We start from the raw sequence: 18,167 nt of genomic DNA, 5'->3' as shown, positions 1-18,167 counted from the left end.
ATCAATTACATATCTTTATCCCAGGCGATTCATTGCTATCTTCTTTTTATTGAATGGGATATTTTATTTCATGCTTTTTTGAAAGGGTGTTTTTAATGGATAAAAAAGTATCTGCCATTCCTCAACCGAAAACATATGGATTGCTGGGGAATCTCCCATTAATCGATAAAGATAAACCGACCCTATCCTTTATCAAGATAGCGGAAGAGTATGGTCCCATTTTTCGAATTCAAACTTTAAGTGATACCATTATTGTCGTTTCTGGACATGAACTGGTAGCAGAAGTCTGTGACGAAACAAGATTTGATAAAAGTATAGAGGGTGCTTTAGCGAAAGTTCGCGCCTTTGCTGGAGACGGATTATTTACAAGCGAGACTCACGAGCCTAACTGGAAAAAAGCTCATAATATTTTGATGCCTACATTCAGCCAACGAGCAATGAAAGATTATCATGCTATGATGGTTGATATTGCTGTACAACTCGTTCAAAAATGGGCACGGCTTAATCCGAATGAAAACGTAGATGTTCCAGAGGATATGACTCGCCTTACATTGGATACAATTGGTCTATGTGGTTTTAATTATCGATTTAATAGCTATTATCGTGAGACCCCTCATCCTTTTATTACTAGCATGAGCCGTGCTCTAGATGAGGCGATGCACCAATTACAGCGGCTGGATATAGAAGACAAACTCATGTGGAGAACGAAACGTCAATTTCAGCATGATATTCAATCTATGTTTTCTTTAGTAGATAATATTATTGCTGAACGTAAAAGTAGTGGAAATCAGGAAGAAAATGATTTACTTTCCCGTATGTTAAATGTGCAGGATCCGGAAACTGGTGAAAAATTAGATGATGAAAATATTCGTTTCCAAATTATCACTTTTTTAATAGCTGGGCATGAAACAACAAGTGGATTATTATCTTTTGCAATCTATTTTTTATTAAAGAATCCAGATAAATTGAAAAAAGCCTATGAAGAAGTAGATCGGGTTTTAACAGATCCCACTCCAACATACCAACAAGTTATGAAATTAAAGTATATCCGGATGATTTTAAATGAATCGCTACGTCTATGGCCTACTGCTCCAGCATTCAGTCTCTATGCAAAAGAAGATACAGTGATTGGTGGGAAATATCCAATTAAGAAAGGAGAAAATCGTATTTCTGTTCTTATTCCACAGCTACATAGGGATAAAGACGCGTGGGGAGACAATGTGGAAGAATTCCAACCTGAACGATTTGAAGAGCTGGATAAGATTCCCCATCATGCTTATAAGCCATTTGGAAATGGTCAACGAGCATGTATCGGTATGCAGTTTGCACTTCATGAAGCCACACTCGTAATGGGGATGCTTCTTCAACATTTTGAATTCATCGATTATCAAGACTATCAGCTGGACGTAAAACAAACATTAACGCTAAAGCCTGGTGATTTTAAAATTAGGATTCTACCCCGAAATCAAACTATTAGCCATACTACTGTTCTTGCGCCTATAGAGGAGAAACTGAAAAACGATGAAATCGAACAGCAAGTTCAGAAGACTCCTTCTATTATTGGAGCCGATAATCTTTCGCTTCTTGTTCTGTATGGATCGGATACAGGGGTAGCAGAAGGTATTGCAAGAGAACTAGCAGATACAGCTAGTTTAGAAGGTGTTCAAACGGAAGTGGTAGCACTTAACGATCGAATTGGAAGTCTGCCAAAAGAAGGGGCGGTTCTTATTGTAACTTCTTCTTATAATGGAAAACCACCAAGTAATGCAGGGCAGTTTGTGCAATGGTTGGAGGAATTAAAATCGGATGAGCTAAAAGGTGTTCAATACGCAGTTTTTGGTTGTGGAGATCATAATTGGGCTAGTACTTATCAGCGAATTCCAAGATACATTGATGAGCAAATGGCTCAAAAAGGAGCAACAAGATTTTCTACACGTGGAGAAGCGGATGCAAGTGGTGATTTCGAGGAACAGCTCGAGCAATGGAAACAAAGTATGTGGTCTGATGCGATGAAGGCATTTGGATTGGAACTTAACAAAAACATTGAGAAAGAACGCAGTACATTAAGTTTACAATTTGTTAGTCGTCTTGGAGGATCTCCTCTTGCGCGAACATATGAAGCAGTTTATGCATCTATACTAGAAAATCGTGAACTTCAATCATCTAGCAGTGAAAGAAGCACGCGACATATTGAGATATCCTTGCCAGAAGGCGCTACGTATCAAGAAGGTGACCACCTTGGGGTGCTGCCAATTAATAGTGAGAAAAATGTCAACCGAATTTTAAAACGCTTTGGATTAAATGGGAAGGATCAAGTCATATTGAGTGCAAGTGGACGAAGTGTAAATCACATACCTTTAGACAGTCCTGTTAGTTTATTTGACCTTCTTAGTTATAGTGTAGAAGTTCAAGAAGCAGCCACTCGAGCACAAATACGAGAAATGGTGACATTTACAGCATGCCCTCCTCATAAAAAGGAATTGGAATCATTATTGGAAGAGGGAGTTTATCATGAACAAATATTAAAGAAACGTATGTCAATGTTGGATCTTCTTGAAAAGTATGAGGCTTGTGAAATCCGATTTGAACGCTTTTTAGAACTTCTTCCTGCGCTCAAACCGCGTTACTATTCTATTTCAAGCTCTCCACTCGTTGCACAGGATCGTCTGAGCATTACAGTTGGTGTTGTTAATGCACCTGCATGGAGTGGGGAAGGGACATATGAAGGAGTCGCTTCTAATTATTTAGCTCAGCGTCATAATAAAGATGAGATTATATGTTTCATTCGAACGCCACAATCAAACTTTCAATTACCTGAAAATCCAGAAACACCAATTATCATGGTTGGACCAGGTACTGGAGTTGCACCATTCCGTGGATTCTTGCAAGCGCGTCGTGTTCAAAAGCAAAAAGGTATTAACTTAGGACAAGCACATCTATATTTTGGTTGTCGTCATCCTGAAAAGGATTATCTCTATCGTACAGAACTAGAAAATGATGAAAGAGATGGATTAATCTCTTTACACACAGCTTTTTCTCGCCTAGAAGGATATCCTAAAACATATGTACAGCATTTAATAAAACAAGATAGAATCAATTTAATTTCGTTATTAGATAATGGGGCGCATCTTTATATATGTGGTGATGGAAGTAAAATGGCTCCTGACGTAGAAGACACCCTTTGTCAAGCCTATCAAGAAATTCATGAAGTCAGTGAACAAGAAGCAAGGAATTGGTTGGAACGTGTGCAAGACGAAGGGCGATATGGAAAAGATGTTTGGGCTGGAATCTAAATTCTTCTTAGTTAGATAAGTAATATTTAATTCACGAACTTCTTTCGACTAAGTATAACTTTAAACAAAATAAACTGATTTATAAAAACCCTGTATTTTTTATTGAATATGGGGTTTTTTATTTTTAAATAAAAGGGACGTATATGTTGATTCAAAATCCAACAATCTTTATGCTTTATATACACAACATGAATAAAAGGATGACAAAATTTTTATGGTTAGTATGGTAATTTGGAAACAGAAGTCAGCTTAATCTATGAAAACCTTATCAGAGGAGTGATGTAAGTGAGACAAAATGTTTACGATAATCCGAATTTCTTCAAAAACTACACAGCGTTGCGTGAAAGTGGAATAAATGCTAATGACTTCATAGAACAGCCAGCAATCAAATCATTAATTCTGTGTTTGAAAGGAAAATCGGTACTAGACTTGGGTTGCGGTGATGGTCATTTTTCAAAGTATTGTATAGAAAATGGTGCAAAAAACGTAATAGGTGTAGACATATCCAAAAATATGATTGAACGTGCTAAAAAGTTAAATCAGGATGATAACATAGAATTTATGTGTCTTCCTATGGAGGATATGGGACTAGCCAATCAAAAGTTCGACCTGATTATAAGTTCCCTCTCTATACATTACATTGAAGATTACTCGGCAATGATTCAAAAGATTAATGAATTATTAAAAAGCGGTGGTGAATTTATCTTTTCAACCGAACACCCAATAGCAACAGCTCGCAAAGGAAGCAACCATTGGATAAAAACTGAGGATGGTAATAAATCACACTGGGCATTAGATAATTATCAAGAAGAAGGAATCAGAGTACACAACTGGTTTGTTGACGATAGTGTGGTTATTTATCATAGAACTGTTGCTACATTAATAAATACTTTAATTGAACACGGGCTTTCGCTGGATAAAATAATCGAACCGCAATCAACTTTGGCAGGGATAGAGAAAATGCCAGATTTAATAAACGAATCGCGAAGTCCATCTTTTATTATAATCAAGTCAAAAAAACAAAATAATCTTTAAAAATATTTACCGCAATCTGGGAGCTTTTATTGAATTACGAAAACAGCCGTTTCACTAAGGAATGGCTGTTTTTTTAAAGAACATAACCGAAAGCCGTTAAACTGTATGCGTTCAAGTTGCTATCATTTTGTAATTATTTTATAAAAGAGGTTGTGAAAATATTGAACATAGGAGTGAGTGAAAATGGCATATTTATTACAAGTTGATTTTCCGTTTGAAGGTCCTTTTGGTGAAGAAATGGAAAAAGCATTTTGGGATTTAGCAAAAAGTATTAATGAAGAAGAAGGATTCCATTCGAAAATATGGACGGAGAATCAAGAAACGAAAGAAGCTGGAGGCATCTATGTATTTGAAGAAAAACAAGATGCTGAAAAATATGCCGAAATGCACAAAAACAGACTGCAAGCATCTGGTGTTAAAGATATTAGAATAAGAATTTTTCACATCAATGAAAAGTTAACTAAACTGAATCGTGGTTATAGTAAATAATGAGGGACACGGAATTTAAAAAAGAAGGGGGGAATCCCTTCTTTTTTGAATTGATGCTACAGAAAGAATAGCGTGTTTTTTAATTTAGGGTCATCTCTTTTTGATAGTTTGATATCGATGTGACAATACCCCTTTATTATTTTTCAGGTTACAATACATGTATTGCTTCAATAACATATGATCATTCTTAAGAATGTCATTGAAATGTACCAATAGATGTTAGTGCAGCAAAATAAATTGTGTTATGATGTGAGCAAATATAAAGCTATCTAACGGAGGGATTCACATGCCGCATGTTGTGTTTCGTGGAATTACTATTGAACAATTAAAAAGCATAAGCAAGCCATTAGTAGAAGAGCTCGCAGATATCTGTGAGTGTGGTACGGATAATTTCACCTTGGAACTACCAAGTTCTACGTTTGTATTCAATGGAGAAGAAATAGAAGCGTTTCCTCTTATTGAAGTGAAATGGTTCGAGCGTGGACAGGAAATTCGTGATCGATTTGCCAAGGCCATTACTACATATGTAATGGATTTTGGACTTCCAGAAGTAGAGGTTGTATTTACGGTTTTCACAGAATCAGCGTATTATATTAACGGGAAGCATTGTGCAAGTTAGAGCTATTTGAAAGATTTTTATTAATATAATAAAATGTGATGACTAGATCCAAAGTAATGATAATAATTAGAAGTACCAAGTGTATAAGTGCATCAGTTTTCCCGTTTAATAAAGACTTTATAAAGAAATCCCATTCTGTTTCATAGGGAGGCTCTGCCCAATTTCGTTGCAGTCCTAACACCATTCCATTTATGAAAAAGATCATACTTAATAGGATTCTTCCAACAAATACGGCAGCCACTTTTATATTCCAGCGCTGTATCTTAATTACATACAGGATTGGAAATAGTATAAGTATCCAAAAAATAATAATATAGATTGTATTAATCATTCTCTACTCCTAACAAAAGGATTGTGTTTTTAATCTTGGTGAATTCTCAGGTTGGAGGTATGTTTTATTGTTACTGGATATGCACTTGTAAAAACAAGGGCCGGAATTCCAGCTCCTTTTCTATCTTAAAGTCTTACTTTATCCCGCATTAACGGGCAGTAAGACCCCCACCTCAAAATCCAGAGGAAGCACAGAAGTTAGGTGGGGATCAACTGCCCGTAAAAGCCCGATTGGTTCAACTAATAATCAGTGGGGGATGAACAAAACCCCACTGATTAAAGTTTCACTTTATCTCTCCGTCTCGAAAAACTCAATCCACTCTCCATCAGGACCAGCGAAGAATATGTAACGTGTTCCATCTGGTAATGTTTCAATTTCTTCTCCTAGTAAAAAGGTTACTTTTTGTTTCTGTAGTCTTTCGATTTCATCCTCTAATGAATCCACTTTAAAGCAAATGTGATGTACTTTTCCTTCTGCCGGAAGAGAAGAGTTATAACCTTCAATGAGTTCGAGTATCGTTTCCTTCGATTCTTCCACACCTAAAAAAGCGAGTTTTAAGTCTGGATTCGGGTGCCCCATACGTTTAATGAGCTGTAAGCCGACTACTTCTTCATAAAATGAAATAGATGTTTCTATGTTTGTAACCATAAGTCCAACGTGTTCGATTCGTCTAACTGGCATGTGGATTCCTTCTTTCTGAAAATTATATACAATATATTATTGAAAATTAAGAAAATAAGCAAGATAAAAACCTTACAAATTTTAGCGTGTTATATGGTATAGTGAGAAAGTATGTTTGGGGAGAAGGAAGGAGATTATACGATGAATACAACTACTCAAACTCCTTCATTATCGGAAACAATGAAAGAGTGGCATTATGCATTAGCATATGAAATTAAACATTGGAAAACGATAGGTGGTAGTAAAATCTCTATCATTAACGGTCGTTTTTTATATACAGATTATGAAAGTACAGTATACGTATTTCAGCTTATTTCGGAAGTAAGCTTACCTGAAGGTTCACCAATTCGAATTGAGTTCGATGGTGAGGAAGCGACAGGGGAAGTATTATCTGTACATGGATTAGAAATCGAATTGAAGTTAAATGATTATATACAAGGCGAAATACGAGAAGCCATTTTATACAGTGAACCGTGGCAATTGTTAGAACAACTACAAGAGAGATTGAAAGAAGCTCATAAAGATAAGCTGAAACGTAATCGTATAAAGCGTCTTGTTGATGGGACGAGCAGTCCGAAACATATTGAAAAGATGAAAAATACGAAAAATGAATTGGCGTATCGTTCTTTTTACAATCCAACAACGTACGTGTGGGGACCACCGGGAACAGGGAAGTCTTACAATTTATCGCGTATTATTTCTGCTCATTATCAAAAAGGAAAATCGGTACTTGTGTTAGCTCATAGTAATGCGGCAGTAGACGTATTAATGAGTGAAGTAACGAAGCAAATTGAGAAGAAGAAGAAATGGACGCCTGGAGAAATTGTTCGTTACGGTTATAGTCAACATGAACATATACGAAATCATGAAACGTTACTTGCATCGAAGTTAGTTGAAACGACGAATGGATCTTGGGGAGAAGAAAGACTCTATTTAGAAGAGACACGACAAGATCTTCGTGAAAAGATTTTATCATATAAAGCGACTTCTGCTGATAAGAAGCGTATACAAGAGATTGAAAGTGATCTTCGAAAGCAAAAAGCGAAAATTAAAGAAGTAGAAAAAGAATACATTGAAAATGCGAAAGTAATCGGTGCGACTTTATCGAAATGTGCAATTGATTCACTTATTTATGAGCGTACATTTGATTTAGTTGTCGTAGATGAAGTAAGTATGGCTTATGTTCCGCAAATCGCATTAGCTGCTTCACTTGGGAAACGTATTGTCGTTTGTGGTGACTTTTTACAGTTACCTCCGATTGCGATGGCGAACCATGAATTCGTTCGAAAATGGCTCGGTGAAGATATGTTTTATCATGCAGGGATTGTTGATTCTGTAAATAAATCAGAAGCACATCCGAACCTTTTTATGCTGCAGGAGCAAAGACGTATGCATACGGATATATCGAAGTTTACGAATTCGTTTATTTATAAAAACAGAGTATACGATCATCCATCTGTTTCAGAGCGTAAAGAACTAGCGAAACTGCAACCGTTCGCAAATGAGGCGAGTGTTTTATTTGATACGAGCTTAATGGGAGCCTTTTCTTTAAAAGACGCTGCTTCCGGTTCTCGTTTTAATATTATGTCTGGTTTAGTAGCGATGCAAATGATGTTAATTGGATTGTTAGACGGTGTTCAATCTATCGGTGTAGTTACGCCTTACAGGGCACAGTCCCGCTTTTTATCAACGTGCATTAGAGAAATGTTGCAGAAAACGAAATATCAAAACATACCAGTTTTAGCGGCGACAGTTCATAAGTTTCAAGGGTCTGAAAGAGATATGATGATTTTTGATACGGTAGATAGTTATCCGCAAGAACGACCTGGCGTGTTATTCTTTGACCATAAAAATCATCGCCTCGTCAACGTTGCAGTGACAAGGGCGAGAGGGAAGTTCATTCAATTATCAGATTGCCATTATATGCGTAAAAACCTTTCGAGAAAACAAGCGTTATCACAATTAACAGCTCATATAGAACGTCACGGAGATGTATATGATCGCACGACATCAAGACAATTGTGGGAGCGAAAAATTTCGCAACGTTTACGCTGGTTTATGGAAATGAATCTTGAAGAGCCGAAAGGGTTATTGAAAGATATTTTAGCCGCAAAACGAAAAATTATCATTTCACTTCCAAGTACAAAGCAAGTGGATAAGCGAGTCTGGCAAGCGTTAATGCGTACAAATGCGCAAATAACAGTGTATAGTGATGGACCAGTTCCGTTAAAAAATGTAAAGTTACAAAGACAAAATAAAGCATTCCCGTTTATCGTAATCGATGATGAAATCTTTTGGGCAGGAGCACCTCTTACATCTCAAATGATGTTTGAAGGTAGTATGGAATTTCCGTACATATGTGCAAGATTACAAGCACCTGAAACAATTGGCGTATTAAAAGGGTTTTTAGATATTCGGTAAATTCAGATAGGAATTCCTTGACTTTTGCCTGGAATGAACTTAGAATGAAAATAATTTAATATAATTTTATGAAAATTCTTATCACGAGAGGTTGAGGGACTGGCCCTATGACACCTCGGCAGCGGATTCTTTATGAATACTGTGCCAATTCCAGCAAGGTAACTTGAAAGATAAGAAAGAAGCTCATTTTGACTGTATATACAGAAGCCTCTTTCTATCTTTTAGAAAGAGGCTTTTTTACGTGAAAATAAAAGGAGGAAGAAAAATGGGAGCGACAGGAGTAACGTCACAAAGAAAAACAATTGAAGAGAGTATAGAAAGAAATAAGGAAAAGTACATAGAAACAAGTCATAATATTCATGCGAATCCGGAGATTGGTAACCAAGAATTTTACGCATCAAGAACGTTAAGTTTGTTGTTAGGAAGCGCAGGATTTCAGTTGCAGCACAATATAGCTGGTCATGAAACAGGGTTCATCGCACGAAAAAGTTCCGGGAAACAAGGACCAGTTATCGCATTTTTAGCCGAGTATGACGCTTTACCAGGACTCGGTCATGCATGTGGTCACAATTTAATTGGCACAATTAGCGTTGCAGCAGCGATCGCGTTATCAGAAACGCTTGAGGAAATCGGCGGAGAAGTTGTCGTGTTCGGAACACCAGCAGAAGAGGGCGGGCCAAATGGTAGCGCAAAATCGAGTTATGTGAAAGCTGGCTTATTTAAAAACATTGATGCGGCGCTTATGATTCATCCGAGCGGAAAAACAGCTCCAACGAGTCCATCACTAGCGGTCAATCCACTTGATTTTCATTTTTACGGAAAAACAGCTCATGCAGCGGCCTCACCAGAAGAAGGAATTAACGCATTAGATGCGATTATCCAGCTTTATAACGGTATTAATGCACTTCGCCAACAACTTCCGTCAGATGTGAGAATTCATGGTGTTATTACTGAGGGCGGAAAAGCACCTAATATTATTCCTGACTACGCCGCAGCAAGGTTCTTCATCCGCGCAGCAACGAGAAAAAGATGTGCGGAAGTAACAGAGAAAGTCAGAAATATTGCACAAGGAGCAGCATTAGCAACAGGAACAAAAGTAAAAATTCATCAATTCCAAAATGAAATTGATGAATTGCTCGTGACAAAAACATTTAATGACGTCGTAGCGGAAGAGTTAGAACTACTAGGTGAAGATGTAAACCGTAAAGAAAGAGTAGGAATTGGCTCAACAGATGCAGGAAATGTAAGCCAAGTTGTACCGACAATTCATCCGTACATTAAAATCGGTCCAGATGACTTAATTGCACATACGAATGAATTTAGAGAAGCGGCACGTTCAGAATTAGGAGATAAAGCGCTAATTACATCCGCAAAAGCACTAGCAAATACGGCGTATCGATTAATTACAGAAGAAGGTTTGTTAGAGAAGGTGAAGGAGGAGTTTAGAGAGGCGCAGAGAAATCAGGGATAGGTGAGAAGGAGACGTATCTCTGGATTTTCTAGTAGGAAATTGAATGAAAAAAGAACCAGCCATAGGCTGGTTCTTTTTTCATTATATAAGAATTTTTCCACATACACTCGGTATCTTTATCTTAGTACCCTCTTATCAGAACGACAATTTCTCCTCAAACTCACTCTTTAAAACAATTAAAGGAGACGATAATCCAAATTGCATTAAGGAGTCTAAAAATGTAGCGAGAGAATCCATCGAATCGCTCATGACCTTCATCATATAATTAAACTCCCCGCTAATTCGATATAAATCTGTTACTTCAGGAGCGGCATTACAATATTGGATAAAATCAGAGCATTGACTCGTTTTGAACATAATGAATGCTTGGATGTTTTTATTAATTTTGGAAGGCTCAAATTTCGTTCGGTAAGCAGCTATAACCCCTTGATCTTCAAGCTTGTTAATTCGTTCTTTTACAGCAGGTTGCGTCATGGATATAATTCGTCCTATTTCTGAAACGGAAATTCTCGCATTTTCATACAACAAGTTCATAATTTTATGGTCAATTTCATCTAGTTTTACTGTGTTTTGCATTGGATAGCCCCCTTTTTTATTTTCTAAAGTAAATCGTAAATTATAACTATAATATCATAAGTAAAGGAACTAAATTACCTATAAATCTATATTTAAAATTATTAGTATTTGCTTAAAAATATAAGTATAGGATTTAATAAACGAAAATTTAGGAAGGGTGGAAAAAATGAAGAATCTTGATGGGAAAGTAGCGTTAGTAACAGGGGCGAGTCGCGGTATTGGTCGTGCGATTGCGATGAGATTGGCAAACGACGGTGCATTAGTTGCAATTCACTATGGTCGAAATAAAGCAGCTGCAGATGAAACAATTAGTGAGATTGAATCTAATGGAGGAAAGGCATTCTTAATTGAAGCGGATTTCAATTCAATTGATGGTGTCAAAAAGATAGTAGAACAATTGAAGAATGAATTACAAATAAGAGTTGGTACATCAGAGATTGATATTTTAGTAAACAATGCAGGGATAGGTACACAAGGAACAATTGAAAATACGACAGAAGAAGTTTTTGATGAAATTATGGCCGTAAATATTAAAGCACCGTTCTTCTTAATTCAGCAAACATTACCATTACTACGAGCAGAAGGGCGCATTATTAACATTTCATCGGCCGAAGTACGAATCGGTTTTACAGGATCAATTGCATACGGTTTAAGTAAAGGGGCATTAAATACGATGACACTTCCTCTAGCTAAACATCTTGGAGAAAGAGGGATAACAGTGAATACAATTATGCCTGGATATACGAAGACAGATATTAATGCGAAATTGCTAGATAATCCGGAAATACGAAATTTTGCTACGAATTCATCTGTGTTTGGACGAATAGGGCAAGTTGAAGATATCGCAGGTGCAGTCGCATTCCTTGCTTCTTCTGATAGTCGCTGGGTAACAGGGCAAATTTTAGATGTTTCTGGAGGATTTTGTTTATAGGGGCACTACTTCATACACATCAAGCTAATATTTTCATATCCCCCTAAATTAAAATTTTCTTTCTCTACAGATAGCTATTTTGAGAAGCCGCTCATTTTTTCGTTTTGAGGGCATTTCTTTTTCTTAAGTTGATGGGTATGGGGTACCGCCACATCGCTATCAAGCTAATAAAAAGAAATGCCCCCTAGAATGAAAAAATGCGCTATTCTTTCTGTAGAATCATAGGAAAGGATGGCGTTTTTTATGTCTGTTTCTGTGTATGACGAATTACAACTATTTGCTCAAGAGATTCAAAGTTTTTTATCTCCAAATACCTTACGGAATCTTGCTAGAGATGTTGGCTTTGTACAACGAACCAGTAAGTACCAAGCAAAAGATTTAGTAGCTTTATGTGTATGGTTGAGCCAAAATATAGCTATGACTTCTTTAACTCAGTTATCTAGCTGTTTAGAAGCATCAACAGAAGTACTCATCAGTCCTGAGGGACTGAATCAACGGTTTAATAAGGCGGCCGTCCAACTTTTACAACACCTACTAGCCGAACTACTAAGCAAAAAATTGGCCGCATCTATGCCGATTTCTTCTCCATACACTTCTGTTTTCAAGCGTATTCGTATTTTAGATTCAACTGCATTTCAACTCCCGGATGTATTTTCATCGGTTTATCCAGGTGCAGGAGGATGCAGCCATACGGCTGGGATAAAAATTCAACTTGAGTATGATTTGTTAAGTGGACAGTTCTTACATATTCATACAGGTCCAGGTAAACAACATGATCGCACTTACGGCTCTCTGTGTGCCCCAACTGTGACAGCGAATGATTTATGTATCCGAGATTTAGGTTATTTTCATTTAAAAGACCTTCAATATATACAAGATAAAGAGGCCTACTATATCTCTCGTATCAAGTCGAATACACGTATTTATCAAAAAAATCCTAACCCTGATTATTTTCAAGACGGAAGAATTAAGAAAGGTACAGAGTATATACAGATAGATATGGAGACGTTAATGAGCTCCCTTCAACCAGGACAAACATGTGAAATAGCTGATGCTTATGTAGGAATGATTGATAAAGTGCCAGCTCGTGTAATTGTTCACCGATTAACAAAACAACAGCAACAAAAACGATTACAAGATCAAGCTGTAAGAGAAAAAAAGAAAGGAATGAAGTATTCTCCTCGTAGTAAACGGCTCAGTGGTATCAATGTATATATGACAAACACCCCTACAGATATTGTCCCGATGGGACAGGTACATGACTGGTATTCTTTGCGTTGGCAAATCGAAATTTTATTTAAAACGTGGAAGTCATTCTTTCAAATCCATCATTGTAAAAAGATAAAACCAGAACGATTGGAGTGCCATTTATATGGTCAATTGATTGCCATTCTACTCTGTTCTTCTATCATGTTTCAAATGCGCCAATTACTCCTCATGAAGAAAAAACAAGAGCTTAGTGAGTATAAAGCCATATATATGATTAAAGACTATTTTCTTCTTCTATTCCAAACTATACAAAAAAACACCCAAGAGCTATCAAAGGTGTTACTTCGCCTGTTCAATCTCCTACAGCAAAATGGGCGGAAATCTCATCGATATGATAAAAAAACGATCTTTGATATATTAGGTGTCGTTTACAATTGTACCATGTCTGATAACCAAGCCGCTTAATTCAAAAAAGTGAAACCCGTTAGGGTTTATTTCGTATGCAAATCTTTCAAACACTTACACTTGCTCTTTAGAAAAAAGAAACAATCTCGCCTAAAATTGACTTTGCATAAGCTTAGCTTGATAGCGATGGGGTACCACCCCATATTAGAAAAAACGATATTTTGATGCAAAGTTATGGTGCAAGCAAGAGCATTAAAGTTCTATCGCTAATTCTTTTTTTGATATAATAGATGTGAAGCAGGAAATAGATAGAAAGATACTGCTAGTCATTTATACTTAAAATGTAGGGAGATTGAACAGAGTTATGGGGACAGAAAAAGAAATTAGTTCCGCTAAATTAATATGGAAGATGACGCGCCCGCATACGTTAACGGCGACATTTTCACCTGTAATTTTAGGGACAGTGGCATCACTGTATGTTACAGACATTCATTGGCTTTTATTTATTGCGATGATGAGTGCATGTTTAGCGTTGCAAATAGCAACGAATTTATTTAATGAGTATTATGATTTCAAACGTGGATTAGATACCGCTGATTCTGTTGGAATTGGTGGTGGAATTGTCCGTCACGGATTGAAACCGAAAAATGTGTTAACAGTTGCGCTTTTATTGTATGTAGTAGCAGCAATTATTGGAGTTTATATTTGTATGAATAGCAGCTGGTGGTTAGTCGTTATCGGTTTAATCGGGATGGCGGTTGGCTATTTATATACAGGTGGTCCATTACCAATTGCGTACACTCCGTTTGGAGAATTAGTTTCTGGATTGTTAATGGGGACATGTTTTGTACTTATTGCTTTCTTTATTCAAACGAATACGATAACGACTGAAAGTGTATTGATTTCCATTCCAATTGGAATTTTAGTCGGTGCAATCAACATGTCGAATAACATCCGAGATATCGAAGAAGATATTAAAGGTGGAAGAAAGACATTAGTAATCCTCCTTGGGAGAGAAAAAGCAATAGTAACACTAGCTGTAGCCTTTTTCGTTGCTTATTTATGGATCGCGGTGATTGTATTGATGGGTTATATAAGCCCTTGGGCATTAGTTATGTTCCTAGGTTTAAGAAAGCCAATTTCTGCTATTCAAAGTTTCCAAAAAGGAGCAAAGGATCCCGGGTATATGCGCATCGCAATGAAATCAACAGCGATGACAAATACGATTTTTGGCTTCTTATTATCAGCAGGATTATTAATTAGTTATCTGTTTTAAATAAAAACCCCAGTTTCTCAATTTTAATATAGAGAGATTGGGGTTTTTATTTTTTTATTTCTTTAATAATGATCAAAACCTTTTATAAATCTACATTATGTAATAGATTAGTTGAGATAAAGATCAGGATGATTAGAGGAATGATTTTAATGTTTGTCTAAGTTGTAGAGTGATTCAATAAAAAAATAGTAAAATGCGATATTTATTTATTGAAAAACGATAAATATTATGTTAATCTTTAAAAAAAGATAGACAAGGATGAAGAAGAATGAAAAAAATATTTTTAGTTGGACTTTCTACCATAACTTTAATTATTATTGGTTTTGTCTCTTACATTACATTAACAACGAAAGATCCATTAAGTGACAAAGAATTTCCAAAAACTCAAGAAAAAGCAAAGGCAACTGCTATTGAATATTTTCAAAAAGAAAAACAGTTAGATGTTGTTATAACTAAAGTTGGAGTAGTGGGAGAAATAGGATATAAAGTTTGGATCGAAGGGCATGAGCTGAATAATGAACAACAAAAAATTGATGCAATTATAGATGTTGCAAAAGAAGATAAATATAAAGTAATAAGTTCTAATATCAATTAAATATCAAGTATTACGTATAATTGATATTACCTTATAATTCTACCTTTAATATGAAAAAACGCTATCCTGTTTGTAGAAATATACAGAAAGGATGGCGTTTTTGTATGGATCTTTCGATTCAAGATGAGTTTCATTATTTGCTGAAGAATTACAGTTATCTCTGCATTTTATCTTTATATCAGCATGCTATTATCTTGATATAACTATGTTGCATTTAGTAGTGACAGAAATAGTGAAAGATTACTAATTGGTTAAAATATATAATGAACTATTTCTTCATAAAAATAAAATTAATCGTGGGGAAGATGAAATATGCAAAGAACAATTTTAATTGTAGAAGATGAAGATATTTTACGTGAAATAATGAAGGATTACCTACTAAACGAAGGATATAACGTCTTAGAGGCGATTGATGGGAAAGAAGCATTATCTATATTTGAAGAACATGAGGTACATTTAATTATTTTAGACATTATGTTACCGGAATTAGATGGTTGGGCGGTCTGCCGGCGAATTCGGAAGAAATCTAATGTACCTATTATTATGCTAACGGCTCGGGTGGATGAAGATGATACTTTACTGGGATTTGAAATGGGAGCGGATGACTATGTTACAAAACCATATAGTCCTCCTATTTTATTGGCAAGGGCAAAACGATTAATTGAAAGCCGATATTCTTCCACTATTAATGTATCTACTGCAGACACATTAACTAGTAGTGGTATCCATGTACATTTCCCTTCTCGTACAGTAACTGTAGATGGGGAAGACATAAGTATGACACATACAGAATTTGAAATATTAACGTATTTCATGCAAAATCAAGGGATTGTAATTTCGAGAGAACAACTAATCACTAAAATTTGGGGTTATGAATTCGCTGGGGATGATCGTACTGTTAATAGTCATATCCGTAATTTGCGTCATAAATTAGGGGGAAAAGCGACTTGTATTGTAACCGTTGTTAGAACTGGTTATAAATTTGAGGGACAGGTATGAAAAAAGGAATTGTATTAAAGTTATTTATATTAACTACGGCATTATGCACACTTATTTTAGTGACTATTTTTATTGGACAAACCATATTTTTTAAGCAATATTATTCGAATCGAAAAGTTAATGATATTAAAACGAATATTCAATCCTTTGAAAAGGCATATATAAAAGCTGGAGATGACGTGAAAAGGATTCAAGAGTTGGAACAAAATTTCTATCAAGATAATGCGACATGGATTACAACGTTAAATAGTGTAGGGAATATAAAATATGCAAGTGATTTTTCTTTAGAAATTCAGTTAGATCCTAACGGAAATAACACCTTTTCTGAACGTTTAATTCAGATACCGTTGTATAGTTTTGTTAATTTAGAAGATATACAAAGGATAAAAGATAGTTTAGAACAGGGGAATCATATTATTATCGATGGAGTGCAGGAAGGTGATGCAGTAGTCCCTGCGATGTTAACAATAAAAGAGAAGAATGTTGGGCTAGAGAACAAGCAATTGTCAGAGAAGCTATATGGCCCAAAAATCGCATCTTCAAAAGGAAATTCACAGTTATATTTAGCAGGAAGTATTAAGAACGTGCAGTTACCGGAGGGTACTGTAGGAACTAACTCTATTTATGGAAATCGTGTGTTAATAGATAGAATAAAACAATTTCAGGTTGATTTAATATTAAATCAAAAACCAAATAATATTACTTCTACAGAAATAGTGGACTATGAAGAAAATGATATTAAATATAAAATATTAATCAAACCAACAATAGATGCAGATGGTAAGGTGAATTATATATTTGCTATGACATCATTACAGCCAGTTGATGAAGCTGTGCAAATGATAAAGGATTATTATGTATATTTAATTATCTTTGTTTTGATTTTAATCGTTTTGATATCGTTCTATTATTCAAATAAAATTGCCAAACCACTATTACAAATAAATGATACTACAAAAAAATCGCTGGTTTAGATTTCTCAGAGACAATACCTATTACTACAAAGGATGAAATAGGTGCTTTATCACAAAATATTAATACACTTTCTAAAGCTTTGCATTCGTATATTAATCAATTGCAGCAAGATATAGAGAAAGAAAAGCAATTAGAAAATACACGTAAAGAATTTATTGCGGGTGTTTCACATGAGTTAAAAACGCCTTTAAGTATTATGAAGAGCTGTATTTCAATTTTGGAGGATGGTGTTGCTAGTAATAAAAAGGATTATTACTTTAAAGCAATGTCAAAAGAAGTAGATAAAATGGATATGCTCATTATTGATATGCTGGAGTTAGCAAAATTTGAGTCTGGTACGTATAAAATGGAAATGGATGTTTTCCATATTGATGAGATGATTGATTATATATGTGAGCAATTAACCTCGGATATAACAGCTAAGCAATTACATGTCCATAAACAACTTTCTAAAATTGAGGTAGTTGCAAATCCACATCGAATAGAACAGGTGGTTACTAACTTTATTACGAATGCGATTCGTTACACACCAGAACATGAGGATATTATTATTTCTACAATAGAAGAAAATAAACGTGTAAAAGTATGTGTAGAAAATAAAGGGGCTCATATCGCGCCAGAACATGTAGAAAAAATATGGGATCGTTTTTATCGAGGCGATACGTCTCGTCAACGCTCAAAAGGCGGAACAGGATTGGGCCTTGCTATTTCAAAAAATATATTAGAACTGCATGGCGCAGAATATGGTGTTTTGAATACAGAAGATGGAGTATTATTTTTCTTCTATTTAAATAAAAACGTGTAGAATTTTCGTTCTACACGTTTTTATCATTTTTAAACAAAATCGACATTATCTGCATT

14 protein-coding genes, 1 pseudogene and 1 riboswitch are annotated in these 18,167 nt (G+C 35.6%); of the genes and pseudogenes, 12 read left to right on the top strand and 3 right to left on the bottom strand.

The features are described from left to right. Positions 1-95: 95 nt before the first annotated feature. The 4 genes from cypD to JFT95_RS13310 all read left to right on the top strand — a co-directional run bounded on the left by cypD (position 96) and on the right by JFT95_RS13310 (position 5,436). Positions 96-3,293, top strand: coding sequence for a bifunctional P-450/NADPH--P450 reductase (gene cypD, locus JFT95_RS13325; protein ID WP_201052495.1), 3,198 nt, complete (start codon positions 96-98; stop codon positions 3,291-3,293). A gap of 285 nt (positions 3,294-3,578) precedes the next feature. Beyond that, the gene (locus JFT95_RS13320) at positions 3,579-4,328 is read left to right on the top strand and encodes a class I SAM-dependent methyltransferase (protein ID WP_002142407.1); all 750 of its coding nucleotides are present in this window, start codon (positions 3,579-3,581) and stop codon (positions 4,326-4,328) included. Between the two features lie 183 nt (positions 4,329-4,511). Beyond that, positions 4,512-4,817 (top strand): monooxygenase, encoded by a 306-nt coding sequence (locus tag JFT95_RS13315; RefSeq protein ID WP_097809976.1) that lies wholly within the window; start codon positions 4,512-4,514, stop codon positions 4,815-4,817. A gap of 286 nt (positions 4,818-5,103) precedes the next feature. Further along, the gene (locus JFT95_RS13310) at positions 5,104-5,436 is read left to right on the top strand and encodes a DUF1904 family protein (RefSeq protein ID WP_002142404.1); all 333 of its coding nucleotides are present in this window, start codon (positions 5,104-5,106) and stop codon (positions 5,434-5,436) included. Here JFT95_RS13310 and JFT95_RS13305 read toward each other — a convergent pair. Continuing rightward, positions 5,411-5,767, bottom strand: coding sequence for a hypothetical protein (locus JFT95_RS13305; protein WP_201052494.1), 357 nt, complete (start codon positions 5,765-5,767; stop codon positions 5,411-5,413). The genes JFT95_RS13310 and JFT95_RS13305 overlap by 26 nt on opposite strands. A gap of 288 nt (positions 5,768-6,055) precedes the next feature. Next, the gene (locus JFT95_RS13300; RefSeq protein WP_201052493.1) at positions 6,056-6,448 is read right to left on the bottom strand and encodes a VOC family protein; all 393 of its coding nucleotides are present in this window, start codon (positions 6,446-6,448) and stop codon (positions 6,056-6,058) included. A 111-nt stretch (positions 6,449-6,559) separates the two neighbouring features. Between JFT95_RS13300 and JFT95_RS13295 the strand changes: the two genes are divergently transcribed. Beyond that, positions 6,560-8,869, top strand: coding sequence for an AAA domain-containing protein (locus JFT95_RS13295; RefSeq protein ID WP_201052492.1), 2,310 nt, complete (start codon positions 6,560-6,562; stop codon positions 8,867-8,869). A 75-nt stretch (positions 8,870-8,944) separates the two neighbouring features. Beyond that, positions 8,945-9,046, top strand: a riboswitch (SAM riboswitch). An 88-nt stretch (positions 9,047-9,134) separates the two neighbouring features. After that, positions 9,135-10,340 (top strand): M20 family metallopeptidase, encoded by a 1,206-nt coding sequence (locus JFT95_RS13290; RefSeq protein ID WP_201052490.1) that lies wholly within the window; start codon positions 9,135-9,137, stop codon positions 10,338-10,340. Between the two features lie 135 nt (positions 10,341-10,475). Here JFT95_RS13290 and JFT95_RS13285 read toward each other — a convergent pair whose 3' ends face one another. Continuing rightward, positions 10,476-10,916 carry an Lrp/AsnC family transcriptional regulator gene (locus JFT95_RS13285; protein ID WP_071710651.1) on the bottom strand — a complete coding sequence of 147 codons (441 nt, stop codon included), beginning with the start codon at positions 10,914-10,916 and terminating at the stop codon, positions 10,476-10,478. Between the two features lie 166 nt (positions 10,917-11,082). Here JFT95_RS13285 and JFT95_RS13280 point away from each other — a divergent pair, with 166 nt between their 5' ends. The 6 genes and pseudogenes from JFT95_RS13280 (at position 11,083) to JFT95_RS13255 (ending at position 18,111) form a co-directional block, all read left to right on the top strand. Further along, on the top strand, positions 11,083-11,847 hold the full coding sequence (locus tag JFT95_RS13280; protein WP_002142399.1) for an SDR family oxidoreductase: 765 nt from the start codon (positions 11,083-11,085) through the stop codon (positions 11,845-11,847). A 243-nt stretch (positions 11,848-12,090) separates the two neighbouring features. Next, positions 12,091-13,521: an IS4 family transposase gene (locus JFT95_RS13275; RefSeq protein ID WP_201051382.1), complete on the top strand. Its 1,431-nt coding sequence runs from the start codon at positions 12,091-12,093 to the stop codon at positions 13,519-13,521. Positions 13,522-13,825: 304 nt separating this feature from the next. Beyond that, the gene (menA, locus tag JFT95_RS13270) at positions 13,826-14,737 is read left to right on the top strand and encodes a 1,4-dihydroxy-2-naphthoate polyprenyltransferase (protein WP_201052489.1); all 912 of its coding nucleotides are present in this window, start codon (positions 13,826-13,828) and stop codon (positions 14,735-14,737) included. 268 nt (positions 14,738-15,005) lie between these two features. Continuing rightward, on the top strand, positions 15,006-15,332 hold the full coding sequence (locus JFT95_RS13265) for a hypothetical protein (RefSeq protein ID WP_002013624.1): 327 nt from the start codon (positions 15,006-15,008) through the stop codon (positions 15,330-15,332). Between the two features lie 312 nt (positions 15,333-15,644). Continuing rightward, positions 15,645-16,331 (top strand): response regulator transcription factor, encoded by a 687-nt coding sequence (locus JFT95_RS13260; RefSeq protein WP_012261222.1) that lies wholly within the window; start codon positions 15,645-15,647, stop codon positions 16,329-16,331. After that, positions 16,328-18,111: pseudogene (locus JFT95_RS13255) on the top strand (sensor histidine kinase). The gene JFT95_RS13260 and the pseudogene JFT95_RS13255 overlap by 4 nt, the downstream one beginning before the upstream one ends. The last annotated feature ends 56 nt before the right edge of the window (positions 18,112-18,167 follow it).

The sequence above is a fragment of the Bacillus sp. TH17 genome (genome assembly GCF_016651125.1).
Lineage (GTDB): Bacteria > Bacillota > Bacilli > Bacillales > Bacillaceae_G > Bacillus_A > Bacillus_A mycoides.
Note: the sequence above shows the minus strand (reverse complement) of the source record. Positions and strands in the feature narration are given on the sequence as shown.